This is a genomic window from Parabacteroides sp. AF39-10AC, assembly GCF_003635405.1.
GTDB lineage: Bacteria > Bacteroidota > Bacteroidia > Bacteroidales > Tannerellaceae > Parabacteroides > Parabacteroides distasonis.
The window spans coordinates 224,658-242,968 of record NZ_QTLP01000004.1 but is presented as its reverse complement, the minus strand read 5'-3'; the positions used below and the strand labels follow the sequence as shown (position 1 = coordinate 242,968).

The window sequence follows — 18,311 nt, the reverse complement described above, 5'->3', positions numbered from 1 at the left end:
ATGGCAAATCCTTATTTTCAATTCAAGAAATTTACGGTATGGCACGATAAATGTGCCATGAAAGTCGGAACGGATGGCGTTTTGCTTGGGGCGTGGGCTAGCATAGAGAGATGTCAGAGGATTTTGGATGTGGGAACCGGAACGGGATTGATCGCCCTCATGCTGGCGCAGCGTAGCACCGCGATCCTAGACGCTATCGATATAGATTCAGACGCATGTTTACAAGCTCAGGAAAACATCGCGAAATCGCCTTTCGCCAACCGGATACAAGTCTATCAAACCTCGCTCTCCGAATATATGCCGGATGAGAATATCAAATATGACTTGATCGTATCCAACCCACCCTATTTTATTGATTCATTGAAATGCCCGGATACTAAACGTAATCTAGCCCGGCATACGGATACTCTATCTCTCCCGGATTTATTGCGTGATAGCCGCAAACTGTTGGCACCCGAAGGAAATATCGCCTTGGTGCTTCCCTTTGATCAACGGGAGTCTTTAATAGACCTCGCTCGAGAAGAGTCTTTATCGCCATCGAGAGAAGCCCACGTTTCCCCCATACCGGACGCCCCTCCTAAGCGCTTATTAATAGAACTCTCAGCGACGCCGGTAGCAAAACCCAAGTCGTCTCATCTGACCCTAGAAATCGAGCGGCATCGATATAGCGATGAATTCACCGCTATAGCTAAAGACTTTTACTTGAAAATGTAAGGAAGTTTTTTATCGAAGAAGCGAGTTACCTCGTCAAATAAATTATGTACCTCCTTGGTGAAAGACACAACCTCCGGAGTCAGCACATGTAAGGCCTTTGGTTCCACCGTAATATCGATACGGCGATCTGCCATGATCGGTTCTCCATCCAAGTGCATCACGCCCGGATGTTGGCGAATAATCGTGACTTGCTGGGCTTTCATCGTCTTAATCTTACTATTCCGATCAATCTGTTTGGTAAACAATTGGATGGCCAAAGGAGCGATATCCAATGGCATAAAAGGGGATAAGATCGTAACGTCCATCCGTCCGTCCTGTATATTCGCGTGCGGAGCGATAAACGCGTTATTACCATATTGCGAAGCATTCGCGCAAGCGACTAGAAACGCCTTCTCCTTGATCGTCTGATTATCTACCACCAATTCATAAGGCTCAGGCTTATAGCTCAGATACTCCTCTATCGTATTCTTTATATAAGTAAGAGACCCGCGCCGTTTCTCATTTGCGAATTTCTGGCTGACGGCGGCATCAAAACCGACTCCACAGGTACAGAAAAAGACCTGTCCGTTCGCCCGGCAGCAATCTATCGTCGTAACATGCCCTTTCGCGATCAGATCGATAGCCCTTTTCACGTCCATCGGTATGTGCAATTCTCTAGCTAAGCCATTGCCCGAACCTTTCGGGATGATACCTAAGATCGCGTTCGAATGGATCATAGCTCTCGCTATCTCATTCACCGTCCCGTCACCGCCTACCGCCAAAATATATTCAGCTCCTTCCTCTATGGCTTGCCGAGTCAACTCGCTGGCATGGCCTGCATACTCTGTAAAAGAAATGTTTAACGAACAGTTCTTTTTCGAGCAGATCCCTTCGATCATCTTAGGTATCTTGCGCTTCGACCCTACACCTGATATAGGGTTTATGATAGCTTGTACTTTTATATCCCGTTCGCTCATCCTCACTTCTTCTTTTTTATTTGAGAGGACAAAAATAATGCTTTTATAAAACTTTTAAAGCATTTCGACTACTATAAGTTATTTTTTTACTACTTTTGCGGCTGGATTTGCCGAAACATGGGATTATGTACGCGGCGAACCTGTGTTCTTTATTAGAATAAATAAATAGCGAGATAAATCATTCTCTTTTATAATAATATGAAACTTTTACAAGAGAAACTAGCAAAGTACGACGCTCCTCAAAGAGCCATGGCAATGGGAATCTATCCTTACTTCAGGGAAATCCAGAGCGATCAGGACACGGAAGTTCTAATCAGCGGGAAGAAAGTCTTGATGTTTGGTTCTAATGCGTACTTAGGATTAACCAATCATCCTAAAGTAAAAGAAGCAGCGATCGAGGCCATTAAAAAGTATGGTACAGGTTGTGCCGGCTCACGTTTCTTAAACGGAACGTTGGACTTACACCTCCAGTTGGAAAAACGTTTAGCAGAATTTGTTGGTAAAGAAGACGCCATCGTATACTCTACAGGTTTCCAAGTTAATCTAGGTGTTGTATCCTGTATCACCGGACGTGAGGACTATATCCTTTGGGATGAGTTGGATCATGCATCCATTATCGAAGGACATCGTCTTTCTTTCTCCACGAAATTGAAATTCAAGCATAACGATATGGACTCCTTGGAGAAACAACTCCAGAAATGCGAGCCAGACAAGGTGAAACTTATCGTTATCGACGGTGTCTTCAGCATGGAAGGTGATGTCGCTAAATTACCGGAAATCGTAGCTCTCGCAAAGAAATATAACGCAAGTGTAATGGTTGACGAGGCTCATGGTATCGGTGTATTCGGTGATCATGGCCGCGGTACTTGTAATCACTTCGGCGTTACGAACGATGTTGATTTGATCATGGGAACTTTCAGTAAGTCTTTCGCTTCTATCGGTGGTTTTATCGCATCAGACGAACCGGTTATCAATTACTTACGTCACCACTCCCGCTCCTATATCTTTAGCGCAAGCAACACGCCTGCCGCTACTGCCGCAGCGAACGCGGCATTAGATATCATGTTAAGCGAACCGGAACGTATCCAACATTTATGGGATTTGACTCATTACGCATTGGATGGTTTCCGTAACATGGGTTGTGAGATCGGACATACTTCTACCCCGATCATCCCGTTGTTTATCCGTGACAACGACTTGACATTCCTTATCGTAAAAGAATTATTTGAGGCCGGAATCTTCGTAAACCCGGTAGTAGCTCCCGCAGTTGCTTCCGAGGATACACTGATCCGCTTCTCCCTTATGGCTACCCACACGAAAGAGCAACTAGATTACGCTTTGGAGACAATCCACAAGGTATTCAAGAGCCATGGGTTGGTAGACTAATCGTGTAAATATATAAGAAAAGGCCCGAAGGTTAGGTATAACACCTATCTTCGGGTCTTTTTTTATAACTGAAAAAATCATAACTATGATTTTGAATGGGAATAAATCACTATTTTTGCATATTTAGATAAATTGGGTGGTTATGTCGATGGCCCTCTTACAAATTAAAAATAAATGGATTTCATATTAGATAAAGGAAGTAGCCATATGGGCTGCAAAGGTTGCAGCAAAAGGCAAAACAATAAACTGAATACCTATGATTGGTTGTGCGATGTACCCGACGCGGAAGGCTCGACTGACTTCGTAGAGGTTCAATTTAAAAATACCCGCAAAGGGTATTACTTGAATAGTGCTAAAATACCTTTGGAAAAAGGTGATATAGTAGCCGTAGAGGCAAGTCCCGGTCATGATATCGGTACGGTTTCTTTAACGGGAAAATTGGTTCTGCTGCAAATGAAGAAGAACAACGTGCGCACGGAAGCTGAGCCAAAACGGATTTACCGAAAGGCAAAACCGACCGATATCGAGAAATATGAGGAAGCGAAAGCAAAGGAACATGCCACTATGATTCGCTCGCGGCAAATCGCAGCCGATTTAGGATTGAATATGAAAATCGGTGATGTAGAGTATCAAGGTGACGGTAATAAGGCGATCTTTTATTATATAGCGGATGAACGTGTAGATTTCCGTCAACTAATTAAAGTGCTAGCGGAGGCTTTTCGTGTTCGTATCGAGATGAAGCAGATCGGTGCTCGTCAAGAAGCCGGACGTATCGGTGGTATCGGCCCTTGCGGTAGAGAACTTTGCTGTTCCAGTTGGATGACAAGTTTTGTATCGGTCGCTACCGGAGCTGCCCGTTATCAAGATATTTCCATGAATCCCCAGAAATTGGCCGGACAATGCGCTAAATTGAAATGTTGTATCAATTATGAGGTAGATACATATGTGGAAGCCCAGAAACGCCTTCCTTCCCGGGAAATTGTCTTGGAGACCAAAGATAATAATTACTATCATTTCAAGACGGATATTTTCAAACGGGAAATTACCTATTCTACGGATAAATCATTTGCGGCTAATCTTATCACGATTCCGGCAAGCCGTGCTTTCGATGTCATTAACATGAATAAGAAAGGCATGAAGCCGATATCTCTAGAGGCGGATACGAAGCCACAACCACCGAAACGAGACGCTCAAGATATTCTTGGGCAAGAAAGCGTCACACGTTTCGACTCTGTTAAAAAGAAAAAGAAAAAACGTCCTGCCAACAAGAATAATGGCGAGAACAATGGAAACGGGAACGGAGCTAACACCACTGCGACGGCAGTTACCAACACCGACGCACCTGTTTCTGAGAATAAGAACAACGGAGGAAACGGAGCCGGTGGCAATAATCGCCGCAACGGAGGAAATAATAGGAATAGCAATCGTGAGAATAACCGGGACAGAGAGAATAACCGGGAGAATAACAAAGATAATAGCCGGGAAAACAGTCGGGAGAATCGGGAGAACAACCGTGATAATAACAGGGAGAGCAACCGAAACAATCGCCCGAAACAAAGGCCGAGAGCTAATAACGATAAGCAATCCAACAATGACAAGCCTGCGAATAATGACAAACCTCAGCAACCGATCAAACAGGCCAGACCTGATAAAACGGAGAATAGGCCAGAGACAAAGCCTGAGGCTTAAAAAGTTCATTGCCGCCTGTGTAACATGCTTCTTATGCTTCTCTTGCGAGAATGAAGCTGTATACGATCAGTATCAAGCTATCCAGAACACCTCGTGGGAGAAGAATAAGGAGTACTATTTCACTTTCTTGATTGAGGATATATCGGTTCCGTACGACCTAACCTTGGAAGTACGGAACAATAATATGTATCCGTATCAGAACCTATGGGTATTTTGCAGCGAGGAACTTCCGATAGGTCCTTTAAAAAGGGATACGATCGAATGTATGTTAGCTGATGAGTTTGGGAAATGGTATGGGGACGGGATCTCCCTGTTTCAATCCAGTTTCCCGATACGGTCTGCTTACTATTTCCCCGTTAAAGGGCAATATACCTTTAGCTTCCGGCAGGGGATGCGTAACGACCAACTTCCGGGCATTCAGGAAATCGGCTTACGGGTCTTACCTTCTTCCACTAACGCTCCTTCCGAGAAGCGTCCAAACGAAGAAAAATAAACAATAAGATCGTAAATCCCCAAAGCGAGGAACCTCCATAGCTAAAGAAAGGCAAGGGAATGCCGATAACCGGAGTCAATCCCGTCACCATGCCGACATTAATCGCCAGATGGAAAAAGAATATGGAGGCTACGCTATAGCCATAGACTCGCCCGAAAGCATTATCTTGCCGCTCCGCCAATACAATCAGACGAAGAATAAAAAGTCCGAATACGATCAATACGGCAGAGGCTCCCAAAAAGCCTTGCTCCTCGCCTACCGTACAAAAGATAAAATCCGTATCCTGTTCCGGCACATACTTCAATTTGGTCTGCGTCCCATTCAAGAATCCTTTTCCGGATAATCCTCCGGAACCGATAGCGATCTTGGACTGATTCACATTATACCCCGCCCCGCTTGGATCATCCTCCAAGCCTAAAGAGACTTTAATACGAATTTGTTGGTGAGGTTCCAATATGTCATTAAACACATAATCCACAGAAAATAGGAAACAGATAGAACCTAAAGCGAACAGAGCGATTAACGCATAATGCCATACCCAGTTTCGAATGGATAAATAGAATAAATAGATTGACGCGGCTCCTACCAAGCCTATCGATATCCAAGCGAAGTTTACCGGGACAAACAAAGAAACGACATACCCGATCAAGAATGTCGAAGCAATTCCCCCAAGCATGATCTTAACGCTTATATAATCCTTACGGACACTCCCAACTAATCCCATGGTTATTAATAAGACAAGGCAAGAGACGATTAATTCACCCAATGGGGTAATACCCACCATCACCTCTGAATATTTCATTCCCGTAACGAAAAAGACGACCGCACAAACTCCTATCAACAAAATATATCCAGTCATTCCTTCCCGGTATAACATCAGGAAGAATGCCAAGTAAACCAATGCCGACCCCGTCTCTTTCTGTAAAAGAATACAAACCATCGGCAAGAAGATCAAGAACAAAGTGATTGAGAAATTCTTGACCGTCGTTAGCTTAAAGCCATAGCCATTCATAAACTTCGCCACGGCCAAAGCGGTAGCGAACTTAGCCAACTCCGCTGGTTGCAAACGGATAGGTCCCAATACGAGCCAAGAATGCGATCCCTTGATATTAGGTGCTAAAAATATAGTGGCGATCAACAATACGATCACGCACGCATAGATCAGATAGGCGAATATATCGAAGAAGTCACTTTCCAGCATCAATATGACGAAAATAAGGGCGAGTGAGGTACCGATCCAAATCATCTGCATCCCCGGACGGCCCGACGGGTCGAACAAGCCAACGTTATCAAACTCGTAGCTCGCCCCACAAATACTAAACCAACCGGCGATTACCATAATCAAATACAACAAAATGGTAATCCAGTCTACCGACTTCCATATTTCCGTTTTCCTATAGCGCATTGTTCGGTAGTATTACGGCATTCATAATATATTCCTCCGTCGCCTTGTTAGCCTCGGATATTTCTCCTTTCAAATATTTCTCCAACATCAATTTACCGATAGGCACCGCATAGGTAGCACCGAATCCGGCGTTTTCCACAAACACGGCAATGGCGACCTTCGGCTTTTGATAAGGAGCGAATCCCATAAAAATAGAATGGTCCTTACCATGCGAATTCTCCGACGTTCCCGTCTTTCCACAAACCTCGATATCCGGTAAAGCCGCCCCACGACAGGTTCCACCATAAGCGGTTCCCGTAACAGCCCCTCGCATACCCTCGGCAATATAACTATAATAATGCGTATCCACCGATGTATAATGCCTCTTACTATATAATGTATCCAGCGGAGTGTCTTGAATCTCTTTTACGACATGCGGAGTAATATAATATCCCCGATTAGCGACAGTAGCCGCCAAATTACAGATTTGCAAAGGCGTAGCCAATATCTCACCCTGACCGATAGCGATCGAGATAACCGTACTGGAATTCCAACGTCCCCGGTACACCTTATCGTAGAACTTACTATTCGGAATGAACCCTCGCTTCTCTCCCGGAAGATCAATTCCCAACTTATAGCCATATCCCATTGAGACCATGTGATTCTTCCAAACCTCAAAAGCCTCCTGTACCGAGGGATATCGCTTCCGGCTGTCGATCATATCATGCAGTCCCCAAGGGAAAAAAGAGTTACAAGAGGTCGCCAACGCCCCGACCAGATTCAGAGGAGACGGATGCCCGTGGCAAGCCGGCTTACCACCCCGGAAGGTGTATCCATGCGCACAGGTATATTGAGTTTCCGGGGTAATCACACCTTCTTGCAAGAAGATCAAACCTTGGGTCGGTTTAAAAGTAGATCCGGGAGGATATTGCGCCATGAGCGGACGGTTAAACAGAGGTTTCAACGGGTCCTTCTGCAAAGCCACGTAGTTCTTTCCCCGCTGGCGCCCGATCAAGATACTCGGATCATACGTAGGGGCGGAAACCATACAAAGCACCTCCCCTGTCTCCGGCTCTATCATCACGATACCCCCTAATTTATTCTGCATTAACTTCTCCCCATAAGCCTGCAAGTCCATATCCAAGGATAATTTCAAGTTTTTGCCGGATTCCGGCTGGATATCGTGCAGGCCTTCCTCGTATCGCCCCTTGATACGTCCGTGAGCGTCACGCAACAGGATCTCGACACCCTTCACGCCCCGCAAATATTCCTCGTACGATTGTTCGATCCCGGTCCTGCCGGAGTAATCGCCTTGTGTATAATAAGAGTCACTCTCTATATCTTTCCGGTTTACCTCGCCGATATTTCCCAGCACAAGAGCGGCATTGGGATACTCGTATTGGCGGATCGTGCGATTCTGTATATAGAAGCCGGGAAATTTGTATAACTTCTCCTGCAACACGCCATATTCCTGCGCGGAAAGCTGGTTCATAAATACTTGAGGGACATAGGAAGAATAACCGGGATTTAACCGCCGGTTCTTAATATCCGCTATACGTTTGAGGAATTGCTCTTTCGTGATGCCCAGCACATCGCAGAAATCGAGGGTATCGAAAGGCTGTATCTCACGCATGATAAGCATCACGTCGTAAGCGGGCTGGTTATAGACCAATAATTTACCATTACGGTCGTACATCATGCCTCGGGAAGGATATAAGGTCTTTTTCAAGAAAGCATTACTATCCGCCCAAGCTTTATAATCGTTGTCGACCACCTGAAGGATGAACAAACGGATAATAAAGATGATAACCAACAGGATCACCGCCCCACCTAAGACATAGCGCCTGTTCTCAAACTCATACTTGGTATTATTCTCCACTTTTCTGAGACTCTATATTGAATGCTTCTACCGTACAAATCAATAAGGTTGTCATCACCACGCTCGAGAGGATACGGACAACCAGAAACAACGGGTCAAATAAAGTCAACGACTCAATCACGAAAAGAGTCGTATGTTGTATCAACACAAACGATAACACATATCGGAAAAAGCCTCCGAAACCAAAGGTCTTATAAGACGGGTAAATACCTTCCGGCAAATCTTTCCCCATGAATACACGGATTAAGGGCTCCCTGCAAAATCCCGCCAATGTACAGGCGGCCGCATGCATACCCGGTGTGTTGCTGAACGTATCGATAACCACCCCGGCTATGAAAGAGAAGAAAACGACTTGCGTCCGTGAGCTACCGACCGGCATCTTAATAATGAAATAGAGATACAGAAACGGGGTAGCGATCCGCAAGAAATGAATGTTGTTCAAGATCAAGACCTGAATCAACACAAACACCACGAAATATATGAAACCACGCAGTAAATTATTAATCATTTCTTTTCGCCTCTTGTTCTACACCAATTTGCTCCGTCTGACGGAAATTCTTGATAATACGCACGTTGTTCAACGCTTGAAAATCCGTAGCCAGCTCGACCTGTAATGAATAGAAATTATCATCGTGTTGTTTCTCGAAATCAGCGACCGTACCTACGATAATACCCGAGGGGAATACGGCGGAGTAACCGCTCGTCACGATCGTATCGCCTTTCTGGAACTCCACATGGCGCGGCAACTCATCGAGGTTGGCGTACAGCGTATTGCGTCCATTCCAGCTTAATGACCCGAAATAACTACTACCTAATACCTTACAACTCAACCGGAACTTAGGATTCAGCAACGGAATGATCACGGAGAAATGATCGGAAACCGTCGATACGATACCCACCACACCTCGTTCCGAGACAACTCCCATATCGGGCATGATCCCGTCCAGCTTCCCTTTATCCACGGTAATATAATTGGACAAATGCGTGACACTGTTGTTCACTACATCCGCCACGACAAACGAATAAGGAAATTGCTCCGTCGAATCCGGCGCAAATCCCTTAAAACTAACCGTATCCGCAATCAGCGCATCTAACTGATCTTGCAGATCCAGCATTTGCAATTCCAACTGTCCGTTACGCTCCAATAACTCCTTATTGATATCCCGAAGATTCAAATAAGAAGTGACAGATCCGGATATCGAGGCGATATATCCTGTCACGACATTCGCTGAGCTGAATATAATATTCCGTTGGTACGCGTTATTACGATAGACCAACATCAACGAAACAGCCTCAAGCAGAATGAACAAAAACCAATGCCTCTTCCCGATCAGGAATTCTAGTAACTTACGCATAGGAATTGAAAACTGAAAGTTGAGAATTGAAAATTGAAAAGAACCAGACCTATCGGCTCGCTAATTTTCAACTTTCAATTCTCAATTCTCAATTATTTACTCTTATCGGATTAAGAAATTAAACTTCTCAATATTCTTCAAAGCGACTCCCGTACCTTTCGCCACGGCATGCAACGGATCCTCGGCGATATGGAACTGGATATTCATCTTATCCCGCAAGCGCTTATCCAAACCGCGAAGCATAGCGCCACCGCCAGCCAAATAGATACCGTTTTTCACGATATCGGCATATAACTCGGGAGGGGTTTGCTCCAAGGCACTCAAGATAGCCGCCTCTATCTTCGAGATAGACTTATCCAAACAGTGGGCGATCTCCTGATAAGAGACAGGTACCTCCATCGGTAAGGCAGTCATCTGATTCGGGCCGTGAACCACGTAATCCTCCGGAGCATCCTCCAATACCGTAAGCGCGGAACCCACGTTGATCTTGATACGCTCGGCCATACGCTCACTCACCTTCACGTTGTGTTGGCGACGCATATACTCCACGATATCAGCCGTTAAATCGTCACCCGCCATACGGATTGATTTATTCGACACGATACCACCTAAGGATATGACAGCGATCTCGGTAGTACCACCTCCTATATCCACGATCATATTACCCTCGGGGGCCAAGACATCTATACCGACACCGATAGCGGCAGCCATCGGCTCAAAAACCATGTACACATCACGTCCACCGGCATGCTCGGCAGAGTCTCGCACGGCACGTATCTCTACCTCCGTACTACCTGAAGGGATACCGATCACCATACGTAAGGACGGAGCGAACCAGCGCTTCCTTCCGCTCGCCATCTTGATAAAGCCGCGAATCATTTGCTCGGCAGCGTAGAAATCCGCGATAACTCCCTCACGAAGCGGTCGTACGGTACGAATATTCGGGTGCGTCTTCTCGTACATCTCACGGGCCACCTTACCGACAGCCAGCACCTTGTCCGAGCGAGCATCCAAAGCAATCACCGAAGGTTCGTCTACCACCATCTTATCATTACACGTGATAATGGTATTAGCGGTACCCAAATCTATGGCAACTTCTTGTGTGAAAGAAAACAATCCCATTAGTCTTATTATTAATGTTTAAAATGACGAACACCTGTCTTCACCATAGCCAAACCATGTTGGTTACAGTACTCGACAGACAACTTATCATTGATAGAGCCTCCCGGCTGGATTACGGCCGTGATACCTGCTTGGTCTGCGATCTCAACGCAATCGGGGAACGGGAAGAAAGCGTCGGAAGCCATCACGGCGCCATTCAAGTCGAAGCCGAATGATTTAGCCTTCTCTATGGCTTGTCTCAAAGAGTCCACACGAGAGGTCTGCCCGATACCGCTGGCGCAAAGCTGCTTGTTCTTCACCAAGGTGATCGCGTTGGACTTGCTGTTCTTCACGATCTTGTTGGCGAACAACAGGTCCTCAACCTCCGAGGCTGTCGGCTGCTTATCCGTCATAGGCTCCAAATCAGCCTTACCTTGGATACTCAAGTCCTTCTCCTGCATCAAGACACCATTCAATAAAGAACGGAACTGCATCGGGCAAGTCTTACAATCCTTACGGATCAAGATGATACGGTTCTTCTTCTGTTGAAGTACCTCCAGCGCGTCAGCGTCGTAAGCCGGAGCGATAATCACCTCGAAGAAAATCTTGTTGATTTCCTCGGCCACTTCCTTGTTAATCGTAGTATTCGTGATCAAGATGCCACCGAAAGCGGAAACCGGGTCACCGGCCAAAGCCTCTTTCCAAGCCTCAACCACATTACCGCGGGAAGCGATACCGCAAGCATTATTATGTTTTAAGATAGCGAACGTCAGCTCGTCAAACTCATCGATCAAGTTCACGGCAGCGTCGATATCCAATAAGTTGTTGTAAGAAATCTCTTTTCCATGGATTTGATCGAACATATCGTTAAACTTACCATAGAACTTAGCGGCTTGATGAGGATTCTCGCCATAACGCAAATGCATCGGGCTATCTACCGTTGCACGGAAATGGGAACCTTCACGGCCATCAAAATAATTGAAGATAGCGGAGTCGTAACCCGAGGAAACGGCGAACGCCTCTTTGGCGAACCATCTACGATCCTCGATGCTTGTCTCAGCGCCCTTCTCGTTCAAAAGATCCATCAACGGCTGGTATTGAGCCTTGGAAGCTACGATTACCACATCCTTGAAGTTCTTCGCGGCGGCACGTATCAAAGAGATACCGCCTATATCTATTTTCTCAATAATTGCTTGTTCCTCAGCGCCGGAAGCGACAGTCTCCTCGAAAGGATATAGGTCAACGATAACCAAGTCAATCTCCGGGATCTCATATTCAGCTAATTGTTTCTGGTCATTCTCGTTCTCACGGCGAGCCAAGATACCACCGAATACCTTCGGATGAAGCGTCTTCACACGACCGCCCAAAATAGACGGATAAGAAGTCAAGTCCTCTACCGCATCACAAGGCAAACCCAATGACTCGATAAATGATTGAGTACCACCTGTTGATACAAAGCTCACACCCTCGCTATGCAATTTCTTTAGGATTTCGTCCAGCCCGTCTTTGTGAAACACAGAGACCAAGGCACGTTTCATTCGTTTCGTTGCAGCCATCTTTCTATTTTCGTTTACTTTAATGTTTTAGAGCACAAAAGTAGATATTTATTTCCAATCCAGCCTTATTATTCAGATAAAAACAAGGCAACCATACCAAATTTCATCCATAGCCAAAGAAACATGAATCCATCGCACATGATACGGGAGACGGGGCACGCCCCATCTCTACAACCTATGACATTGCCCTAAGATAATGAGATTTCCTTTGTTAATAATAGAAGATCGCCCAATTTGACATTCTGACATTTTGTATTCTAAAGCTCCAGAGAATCGAATATTTCGCCCCAGAGTACAGTCGGTTTCCATATTTGAGAATAAAAATCCGCAATTAGTTATTTTTCAATGATATATCGTTTTTTGGGGCTTTTATTCTAGCGGGGATTCCCGTCTCTTATCACCCTCAAACATACAAACAATAGACTTCTTATTCGAAAACAATAGACTTTTCACTCGAAAACAATAGTGTTTCGCTCCGAAAACAATAGCATTCGCAGTCGAAAGCAACTAACAACGCCGCCGTAAACACCCTACAACTGGATCGTAACAACCTTACAATGCCTATCCGCAGCATGAAAAGACAACCAAATCCTCTCTTTTCTCCCCTCTATTCCCGCTATTTCAGCCTATTCAAAGGAATGGCTTGTCAGCGAAAAGCGCCCATTCCAAGCAAAAAGCCACGAATAAGCGAATTACGCAGACAAGCCATTTTAGTGATGAGAACTATCGTCCACCAGTAATCAGCGATAAAAAGGAAGGGACACACCGCCTCATCCCGCCATACAAAGCGAGTCCGATCCCTATCACCACACAGGCAGATCCCAAATACAAGCCTATCACCTCTAACTCAGACCCCGGAGGGAGATACCGAACCACCACCTTGATAGCCAACGCCAACGGCATCCCATGATAAGCATAAACAAAGAAGCTGCTCCCCGCCAGAAAACCGCTTACCCGACAAAGCCCTCGCTCCAAACAGGTCGCCGTGAGGCTGATAAAGCACACGCACCCCACGATAATCCCCACGTTATGCAGGTATCGGCACCATGGTTCTCCCATAAAACAGAGGTCGCACACAGCCAAAATCGCATAAAGCCCTACTATGCAGCAAATAAACGATAGGGGTCTTACACATATTCTACCTCCTTTAATATCTGCTGGCCAATAAAAGGGCTTAACCCTTTAAGGGTGACTATGTCCACTTTCAATCTGTCAAAAAGCTTCTCTAATATCTCACAAGCCAAAAGGAAATTGGAATAAGTCTCTTTATCATCCTCAAAGTCGATCAATATATCCACATCACTACTTTCCGTATTGCTCTCACGAACAGTAGAGCCAAAAAGCCCCAACTGCTTTACACCGCAACTCTGCGACAAAGGCTGCTTTGCTTTCCGAAGAAGAGATATGACAGATTGTTTATTCATTACACAATTGGATATTAATGTATAATGCAAAGATAAGCAATATTTTTCGTACCTTCTCATTTAAACCGCGTATCGTTTGCTTAAATGAGATTAATATACTTACTTTGCGATAAATAAACTTTTAATCAAACTATTAAACTATGGATATACTAAATTCTCATTTACCTTTGTCTATAACTACTCAAAGCAACTACAAATGACACAAAAAGAATCTATCCGCTTATTCGAAGAAAGAAAAGTTCGCGCCATATGGGATGACGAACAAGAGGAATGGTATTTCTCGATCGTTGATGTTATATCTATTTTAACAGATAGCCCCAACCCTCGAAAATACTGGAGTGTATTAAAAACCAGATTGAAAAGAGAAGGTAGCGAGTTGACTACAAATTGTAGTCAACTGAAAATGCAGGCCGCTGATGGCAAGAAATATTTAACCGACGTAGCCAATACCGAGCAACTCTTCCGCCTTATCCAATCAGTACCATCTCCAAAGGCAGAACCTTTTAAGTTATGGATCGCCCAAATAGCGAAGGAACGTTTGGATCAAATGCAAGACCCGGAATTGTCTATCGAGCAAGCCATGGCCGATTATAAACGATTGGGCTATTCGGATAATTGGATCAACCAACGATTGAAATCCATAGAGATACGGAAAGATCTAACAGATGAATGGAAGAAAAGAGGACTGGAAGCCAAAACCGGGAAAAGCGTTATCTCACCGCTCAACGCCCAAAAGATAATTAGCCTAAAAAAGGGAGAGAACGAGCGGGATGTATGACATCCAATGATAAGATAAACAATATTTTTCGTACCTTTGCATCCTCAATCGCAATTTAATAGGTATACGAAATATGATAACAGTTAACAATCTGGACGTACAGTTTGGAAAACGCATCCTTTTTCAGGATGTGAACATGAAGTTTACACCGGGCAATTGCTACGGTATTATCGGTGCTAACGGGGCCGGAAAATCTACGTTTCTCCGTGTAATCAGCAAGCAATTAGACCCTACCAGAGGTAGCGTTAACCTAGGACCGGGCGAACGTCTTTCCGTATTGAGCCAAGATCACTTCGCGTTCGATGAATATACGGTTATGGATACCGTATTGATGGGACATACGACCTTATGGGAGGTGATGAGCGAGAAAAACGCCCTTTACGAGAAACCTGATTTCAGCGACGCCGACGGTATCCGCGTATCGGAACTGGAAGAGAAATTCGCCGAGATGGAAGGCTGGAACGCAGAGAGCGACGCCGCCAACCTATTGAGCGGACTAGGCATCAAGGAGGATTTGCATTATATGTATATGAAGGACTTGAGCGGTAAGCAGAAAGTACGTGTCTTATTGGCCCGTGCCTTGTTCGGACAGCCCGATAACCTATTATTGGATGAGCCGACGAACGACTTGGACCTTGAGACGGTTTCTTGGTTGGAGAATTATCTCTCTAATTTCGAGCATACCGTATTGGTTGTTAGCCACGACCGTCACTTCCTCGACTCCGTTTGTACGCATACCGTGGATATCGACTTTGGTAAATTACAATTATTCGCCGGAAACTATAGCTTCTGGTACGAGTCTAGCCAGTTAGCGCTTCGTCAACAGCAGAACCAGAATAAGAAAGCCGAGGAAAAGAAGAAAGAGTTGGAAGAATTTATCCGCCGTTTCAGCGCCAACGTAGCGAAGTCCAAGCAGACCACCAGTCGCAAGAAGATGTTGGAGAAGCTGAATATCGAGGAGATCAAACCGTCCTCACGCCGCTATCCGGGAATCTTGTTCACGCCTAACCGCGAACCGGGCAACCAGATCCTTGAAGTGAAAGGATTGTCGAAGAGTATCGACGGACAGGTATTGTTCAAGGACTTGAACTTCTTCGTGGAGAAGGATGACAAGATCGTATTTATCAGTCACGACCCTCGTGCCATGACCGCCTTGTTCCAGATCATCAACGGTGAGGAGAAAGCGGATGCCGGTACGTATCAATGGGGACAGACGATCACGACCTCTTATCTTCCTCTCGATAACTCCAAATATTTCAATACAGATATCAACCTGCTCGATTGGTTATGCCAGTTCTCGCCGGATACTAACGAGGTATTCTTGAAAGGCTTCCTCGGACGTATGTTGTTCTCGGGCGAGGAGCTCATGAAAAAGGTAAGCGTACTTTCCGGAGGTGAGAAGATGCGTTGTATGATCTCACGTATGATGCTCACCGACGCCAACTGCATCATATTGGACACGCCGACCAACCACTTGGATCTGGAATCCATCCAAGCCTTCAATAATACGTTGAAGACATTCAAGGGCAATATCCTGTTCTCCAGCCATGACCACGAGTTCATACAGACCGTAGCGAACCGTATCATCGAGCTGACTCCTAACGGTATCATCGATAAGATGATGGATTATGATGATTACATCACAGATCCGGCTATCGCGGAGTTACGGGAAAAGTTATATTCGAAATGAAAAAAAGATTATTATTCATACTAATCGTTTTTATCGCATGGCTACCGGTTTTTGTTATTCAAAAACCGGTATTTATGTTTTATCAGCATGCGTTGTCCGAGGCTTGTACCTTCACGGACTTCCTACAGGTTATGCTTCATGGGCTGAAGCTGGATTGTACGATAGCGGGATACCTTACCGCCATCCCTCTCCTATTGACTCTAGTATCAGTTTGGCTTCCGGGCACTTGGTTGAAGAAGGTATTGAAAGGGTACTTCTTGATCATGGGAATTCTGGTATCGGCAATCTTCTCCGTAGATGTGGCTTTATACAGCTTTTGGGGATTCAGGTTGGACGCTACTTTATTCTTCTACCTGCAATCGCCCGCCGATGCGATGGCGAGTGTTCCGTTGGGAATGTTCTTTATCCAATTATTGGTATTCGTGGCATATGCGCTAAGTATCTATGCTTGGTTCACCTTCATCCTCCGGTTCGCGCCAGTAAAGCCTAGCTTTCCACCTACGGGATTGGAACAATTGGGAAGTACTTTCGCCATCCTCTTAGCAGGGGGAATATTGTTTATTCCGATCCGGGGAGGCGTAACTACGTCTACGGCAAATGTCGGCATGGTTTATTTCAGCCAGAACCAGTTCTTGAATCATTCGGCGATCAACCCGTGTTTCAGTCTGATAGCCTCATTGAGTAAGCAACAGGATTTTGCCTCGCAATTCGATTTCTACCCGGAGGAAAAGCGGAAAGCCTTATTCGATACGCTCATTCAAGCCCAAGACTCCTTATGCCCGGGAGATTCCATACCTACAGAGCCTGTCAAGCTATTGACAACGACTCGTCCCAATATTCTCATTATCATCATGGAGAGTTTCACGGCAAATGCTATCGAGGCTGTTGGTGGTGAGCCGGGAATTACGCCGAACTTGAATCGGCTGAGCAAAGAAGGTGTATTATTCACGAACCTATATGCCAACTCGTTCCGTACCGACCGAGGCTTAGTCTCCGTATTGAACGGCTATTTAGCCCAACCCACCACCTCCATCATGAAGTATCCGGTGAAAAGCCAGACCCTTCCATCTATCGCAAAGAGTCTTAACAAAGAAGGATATACGGCGGATATGCTCTATGGAGGTGATATCAATTTCACGAATATGCAAAGTTATTTCTATAGTTCCGGCTACAGCAAGATAACGGCAGACCGTGATTTTCCCTTGAGCAGCCGTCTGAGTAAATGGGGAGCAAACGACGATATCACGTTCTCGCATCTTTACGAGGATATCAAGCAAAGACCAGTCGACGGCAAACCTTGGTTAAGTACATTCCTGACATTAAGTAGCCATGAGCCATTCGAGGTCCCGTTTCACCATTTGGAGCATCCTTATCTAAACTCCGTCGCGTTTACGGATAGCTGTATCGGTAATTTCATTGATACGTTCAAGGAACTGCCGGCATGGAAAAATACGGTAGTCATCTTTGTCTCCGACCACGGATACCGTTACCCTGAAAACATGCAGGAGTACGGACCTTTACGTTTCCACATACCTATGCTATGGCTAGGCGGAGCGATCGCCGAACCTAAAGTGATCGATACGTATGCGAACCAAACCGATTTGGCAGCCACCTTATTAAATCAGATGGGTCTCCCCACGGATGAGTTCTCATTCAGCAAAGATATATTGAATCCTTGCGTCCCGCATTACGCCTTTTATACATTCAATAATGGATTTGGCTTTATAGACGAATCCGGTGTTTCCGTATACGACAATGAAGGGAACAAGATTTTAGTAGAAGAACCTGAAAGCGGAAACGAGACCCGCTTGGAGAAAGGAAAAGTCCTATTACAAACTTTATACGACGATCTGGGAAATCGATAGCGACAGATATAAAAAAGGCCGACTTACACAAGCCGGCCTTT

15 protein-coding genes and 1 pseudogene are annotated in these 18,311 nt (G+C 45.3%); 7 read left to right on the top strand and 9 right to left on the bottom strand.

All coding sequences use genetic code 11. The features are described 5' to 3' along the window. Nucleotides 1-714, top strand: coding sequence for a tRNA1(Val) (adenine(37)-N6)-methyltransferase (locus DW033_RS05630; protein WP_044544663.1), 714 nt, complete (start codon nt 1-3; stop codon nt 712-714). Here DW033_RS05630 and DW033_RS05625 read toward each other — a convergent pair. Further along, the gene (locus tag DW033_RS05625; protein WP_005854843.1) at nt 699-1,670 is read right to left on the bottom strand and encodes a diacylglycerol kinase family protein; all 972 of its coding nucleotides are present in this window, start codon (nt 1,668-1,670) and stop codon (nt 699-701) included. The genes DW033_RS05630 and DW033_RS05625 overlap by 16 nt on opposite strands. Nucleotides 1,671-1,868: 198 nt before the next feature. On the opposite strand from DW033_RS05625, the gene DW033_RS05620 reads away from it, so the two are divergent. The 3 genes from DW033_RS05620 to DW033_RS05610 all read left to right on the top strand — a co-directional run bounded on the left by DW033_RS05620 (nt 1,869) and on the right by DW033_RS05610 (nt 5,238). Then, nucleotides 1,869-3,056 (top strand): aminotransferase class I/II-fold pyridoxal phosphate-dependent enzyme, encoded by a 1,188-nt coding sequence (locus DW033_RS05620; protein WP_005854840.1) that lies wholly within the window; start codon nt 1,869-1,871, stop codon nt 3,054-3,056. A gap of 174 nt (nt 3,057-3,230) precedes the next feature. Further along, entirely contained in the window at nt 3,231-4,745 is a 1,515-nt protein-coding gene (locus DW033_RS05615; protein WP_010183701.1) for a regulatory iron-sulfur-containing complex subunit RicT, read from the top strand. Further along, on the top strand, nt 4,666-5,238 hold the full coding sequence (locus DW033_RS05610) for a gliding motility lipoprotein GldH (RefSeq protein WP_029257204.1): 573 nt from the start codon (nt 4,666-4,668) through the stop codon (nt 5,236-5,238). The genes DW033_RS05615 and DW033_RS05610 overlap by 80 nt, the downstream gene beginning before the upstream one ends. Here the strand turns inward: DW033_RS05610 and rodA are convergent. From rodA to DW033_RS05570, 8 genes are all read right to left on the bottom strand, one after another. Then, on the bottom strand, nt 5,198-6,643 hold the full coding sequence (gene rodA / locus DW033_RS05605) for a rod shape-determining protein RodA (protein WP_005854836.1): 1,446 nt from the start codon (nt 6,641-6,643) through the stop codon (nt 5,198-5,200). The two genes, DW033_RS05610 and rodA, sit on opposite strands and share 41 nt — an antisense overlap. Further along, nucleotides 6,633-8,501 (bottom strand): penicillin-binding protein 2, encoded by a 1,869-nt coding sequence (gene mrdA, locus DW033_RS05600; RefSeq protein ID WP_048927658.1) that lies wholly within the window; start codon nt 8,499-8,501, stop codon nt 6,633-6,635. Before mrdA ends, rodA begins: the two co-directional genes overlap by 11 nt. Further along, on the bottom strand, nt 8,491-9,009 hold the full coding sequence (mreD, locus tag DW033_RS05595; protein ID WP_005864903.1) for a rod shape-determining protein MreD: 519 nt from the start codon (nt 9,007-9,009) through the stop codon (nt 8,491-8,493). The genes mrdA and mreD overlap by 11 nt, the downstream gene beginning before the upstream one ends. After that, nucleotides 9,002-9,856, bottom strand: coding sequence for a rod shape-determining protein MreC (gene mreC, locus DW033_RS05590; RefSeq protein ID WP_005864901.1), 855 nt, complete (start codon nt 9,854-9,856; stop codon nt 9,002-9,004). Before mreC ends, mreD begins: the two co-directional genes overlap by 8 nt. Before the next feature lie 102 nt (nt 9,857-9,958). Further along, nucleotides 9,959-10,978 (bottom strand): rod shape-determining protein, encoded by a 1,020-nt coding sequence (locus DW033_RS05585; RefSeq protein WP_005854830.1) that lies wholly within the window; start codon nt 10,976-10,978, stop codon nt 9,959-9,961. 11 nt (nt 10,979-10,989) lie between these two features. Continuing rightward, nucleotides 10,990-12,513: a bifunctional phosphoribosylaminoimidazolecarboxamide formyltransferase/IMP cyclohydrolase gene (gene purH / locus DW033_RS05580; RefSeq protein ID WP_005854829.1), complete on the bottom strand. Its 1,524-nt coding sequence runs from the start codon at nt 12,511-12,513 to the stop codon at nt 10,990-10,992. Between the two features lie 723 nt (nt 12,514-13,236). Next, nucleotides 13,237-13,572 (bottom strand): succinoglycan biosynthesis protein exoh, encoded by a 336-nt coding sequence (locus DW033_RS05575; protein ID WP_121961877.1) that lies wholly within the window; start codon nt 13,570-13,572, stop codon nt 13,237-13,239. 68 nt (nt 13,573-13,640) lie between these two features. After that, a complete protein-coding gene (locus DW033_RS05570; RefSeq protein ID WP_005854828.1) occupies nt 13,641-13,937 on the bottom strand; it encodes a nucleotidyltransferase family protein in 297 nt (98 codons plus the stop codon). 196 nt (nt 13,938-14,133) lie between these two features. On the opposite strand from DW033_RS05570, the pseudogene DW033_RS05565 reads away from it, so the two are divergent. The 3 genes and pseudogenes from DW033_RS05565 to DW033_RS05555 all read left to right on the top strand — a co-directional run. Further along, nucleotides 14,134-14,628: pseudogene (locus DW033_RS05565) on the top strand (Bro-N domain-containing protein); the annotation flags it as partial. 160 nt (nt 14,629-14,788) lie between these two features. Continuing rightward, nucleotides 14,789-16,405, top strand: coding sequence for an ABC-F family ATP-binding cassette domain-containing protein (locus DW033_RS05560; RefSeq protein ID WP_057327811.1), 1,617 nt, complete (start codon nt 14,789-14,791; stop codon nt 16,403-16,405). Continuing rightward, on the top strand, nt 16,402-18,270 hold the full coding sequence (locus DW033_RS05555) for an LTA synthase family protein (protein ID WP_122382524.1): 1,869 nt from the start codon (nt 16,402-16,404) through the stop codon (nt 18,268-18,270). The genes DW033_RS05560 and DW033_RS05555 overlap by 4 nt, the downstream gene beginning before the upstream one ends. Nucleotides 18,271-18,311 lie beyond the last annotated feature (41 nt).

Bases quoted from the DNA above. Each gene is read 5' to 3' on its own strand.
- DW033_RS05570 (WP_005854828.1), bottom strand. From the start codon at position 13,937: ATGAATAAACAATCTGTCATATCTCTTCTTCGGAAAGCAAAGCAGCCT.
- DW033_RS05620 (WP_005854840.1), top strand. From the start codon at position 1,869: ATGAAACTTTTACAAGAGAAACTAGCAAAGTACGACGCTCCTCAAAGA.
- rodA (WP_005854836.1), bottom strand. From the start codon at position 6,643: ATGCGCTATAGGAAAACGGAAATATGGAAGTCGGTAGACTGGATTACC.
- DW033_RS05630 (WP_044544663.1), top strand. From the start codon at position 1: ATGGCAAATCCTTATTTTCAATTCAAGAAATTTACGGTATGGCACGAT.
- mreC (WP_005864901.1), bottom strand. From the start codon at position 9,856: ATGCGTAAGTTACTAGAATTCCTGATCGGGAAGAGGCATTGGTTTTTG.
- purH (WP_005854829.1), bottom strand. From the start codon at position 12,513: ATGGCTGCAACGAAACGAATGAAACGTGCCTTGGTCTCTGTGTTTCAC.
- DW033_RS05615 (WP_010183701.1), top strand. From the start codon at position 3,231: ATGGATTTCATATTAGATAAAGGAAGTAGCCATATGGGCTGCAAAGGT.
- DW033_RS05625 (WP_005854843.1), bottom strand. From the start codon at position 1,670: ATGAGCGAACGGGATATAAAAGTACAAGCTATCATAAACCCTATATCA.
- DW033_RS05555 (WP_122382524.1), top strand. From the start codon at position 16,402: ATGAAAAAAAGATTATTATTCATACTAATCGTTTTTATCGCATGGCTA.
- DW033_RS05585 (WP_005854830.1), bottom strand. From the start codon at position 10,978: ATGGGATTGTTTTCTTTCACACAAGAAGTTGCCATAGATTTGGGTACC.
- mreD (WP_005864903.1), bottom strand. From the start codon at position 9,009: ATGATTAATAATTTACTGCGTGGTTTCATATATTTCGTGGTGTTTGTG.
- DW033_RS05560 (WP_057327811.1), top strand. From the start codon at position 14,789: ATGATAACAGTTAACAATCTGGACGTACAGTTTGGAAAACGCATCCTT.
- DW033_RS05575 (WP_121961877.1), bottom strand. From the start codon at position 13,572: ATGGGAGAACCATGGTGCCGATACCTGCATAACGTGGGGATTATCGTG.
- DW033_RS05610 (WP_029257204.1), top strand. From the start codon at position 4,666: ATGACAAACCTCAGCAACCGATCAAACAGGCCAGACCTGATAAAACGG.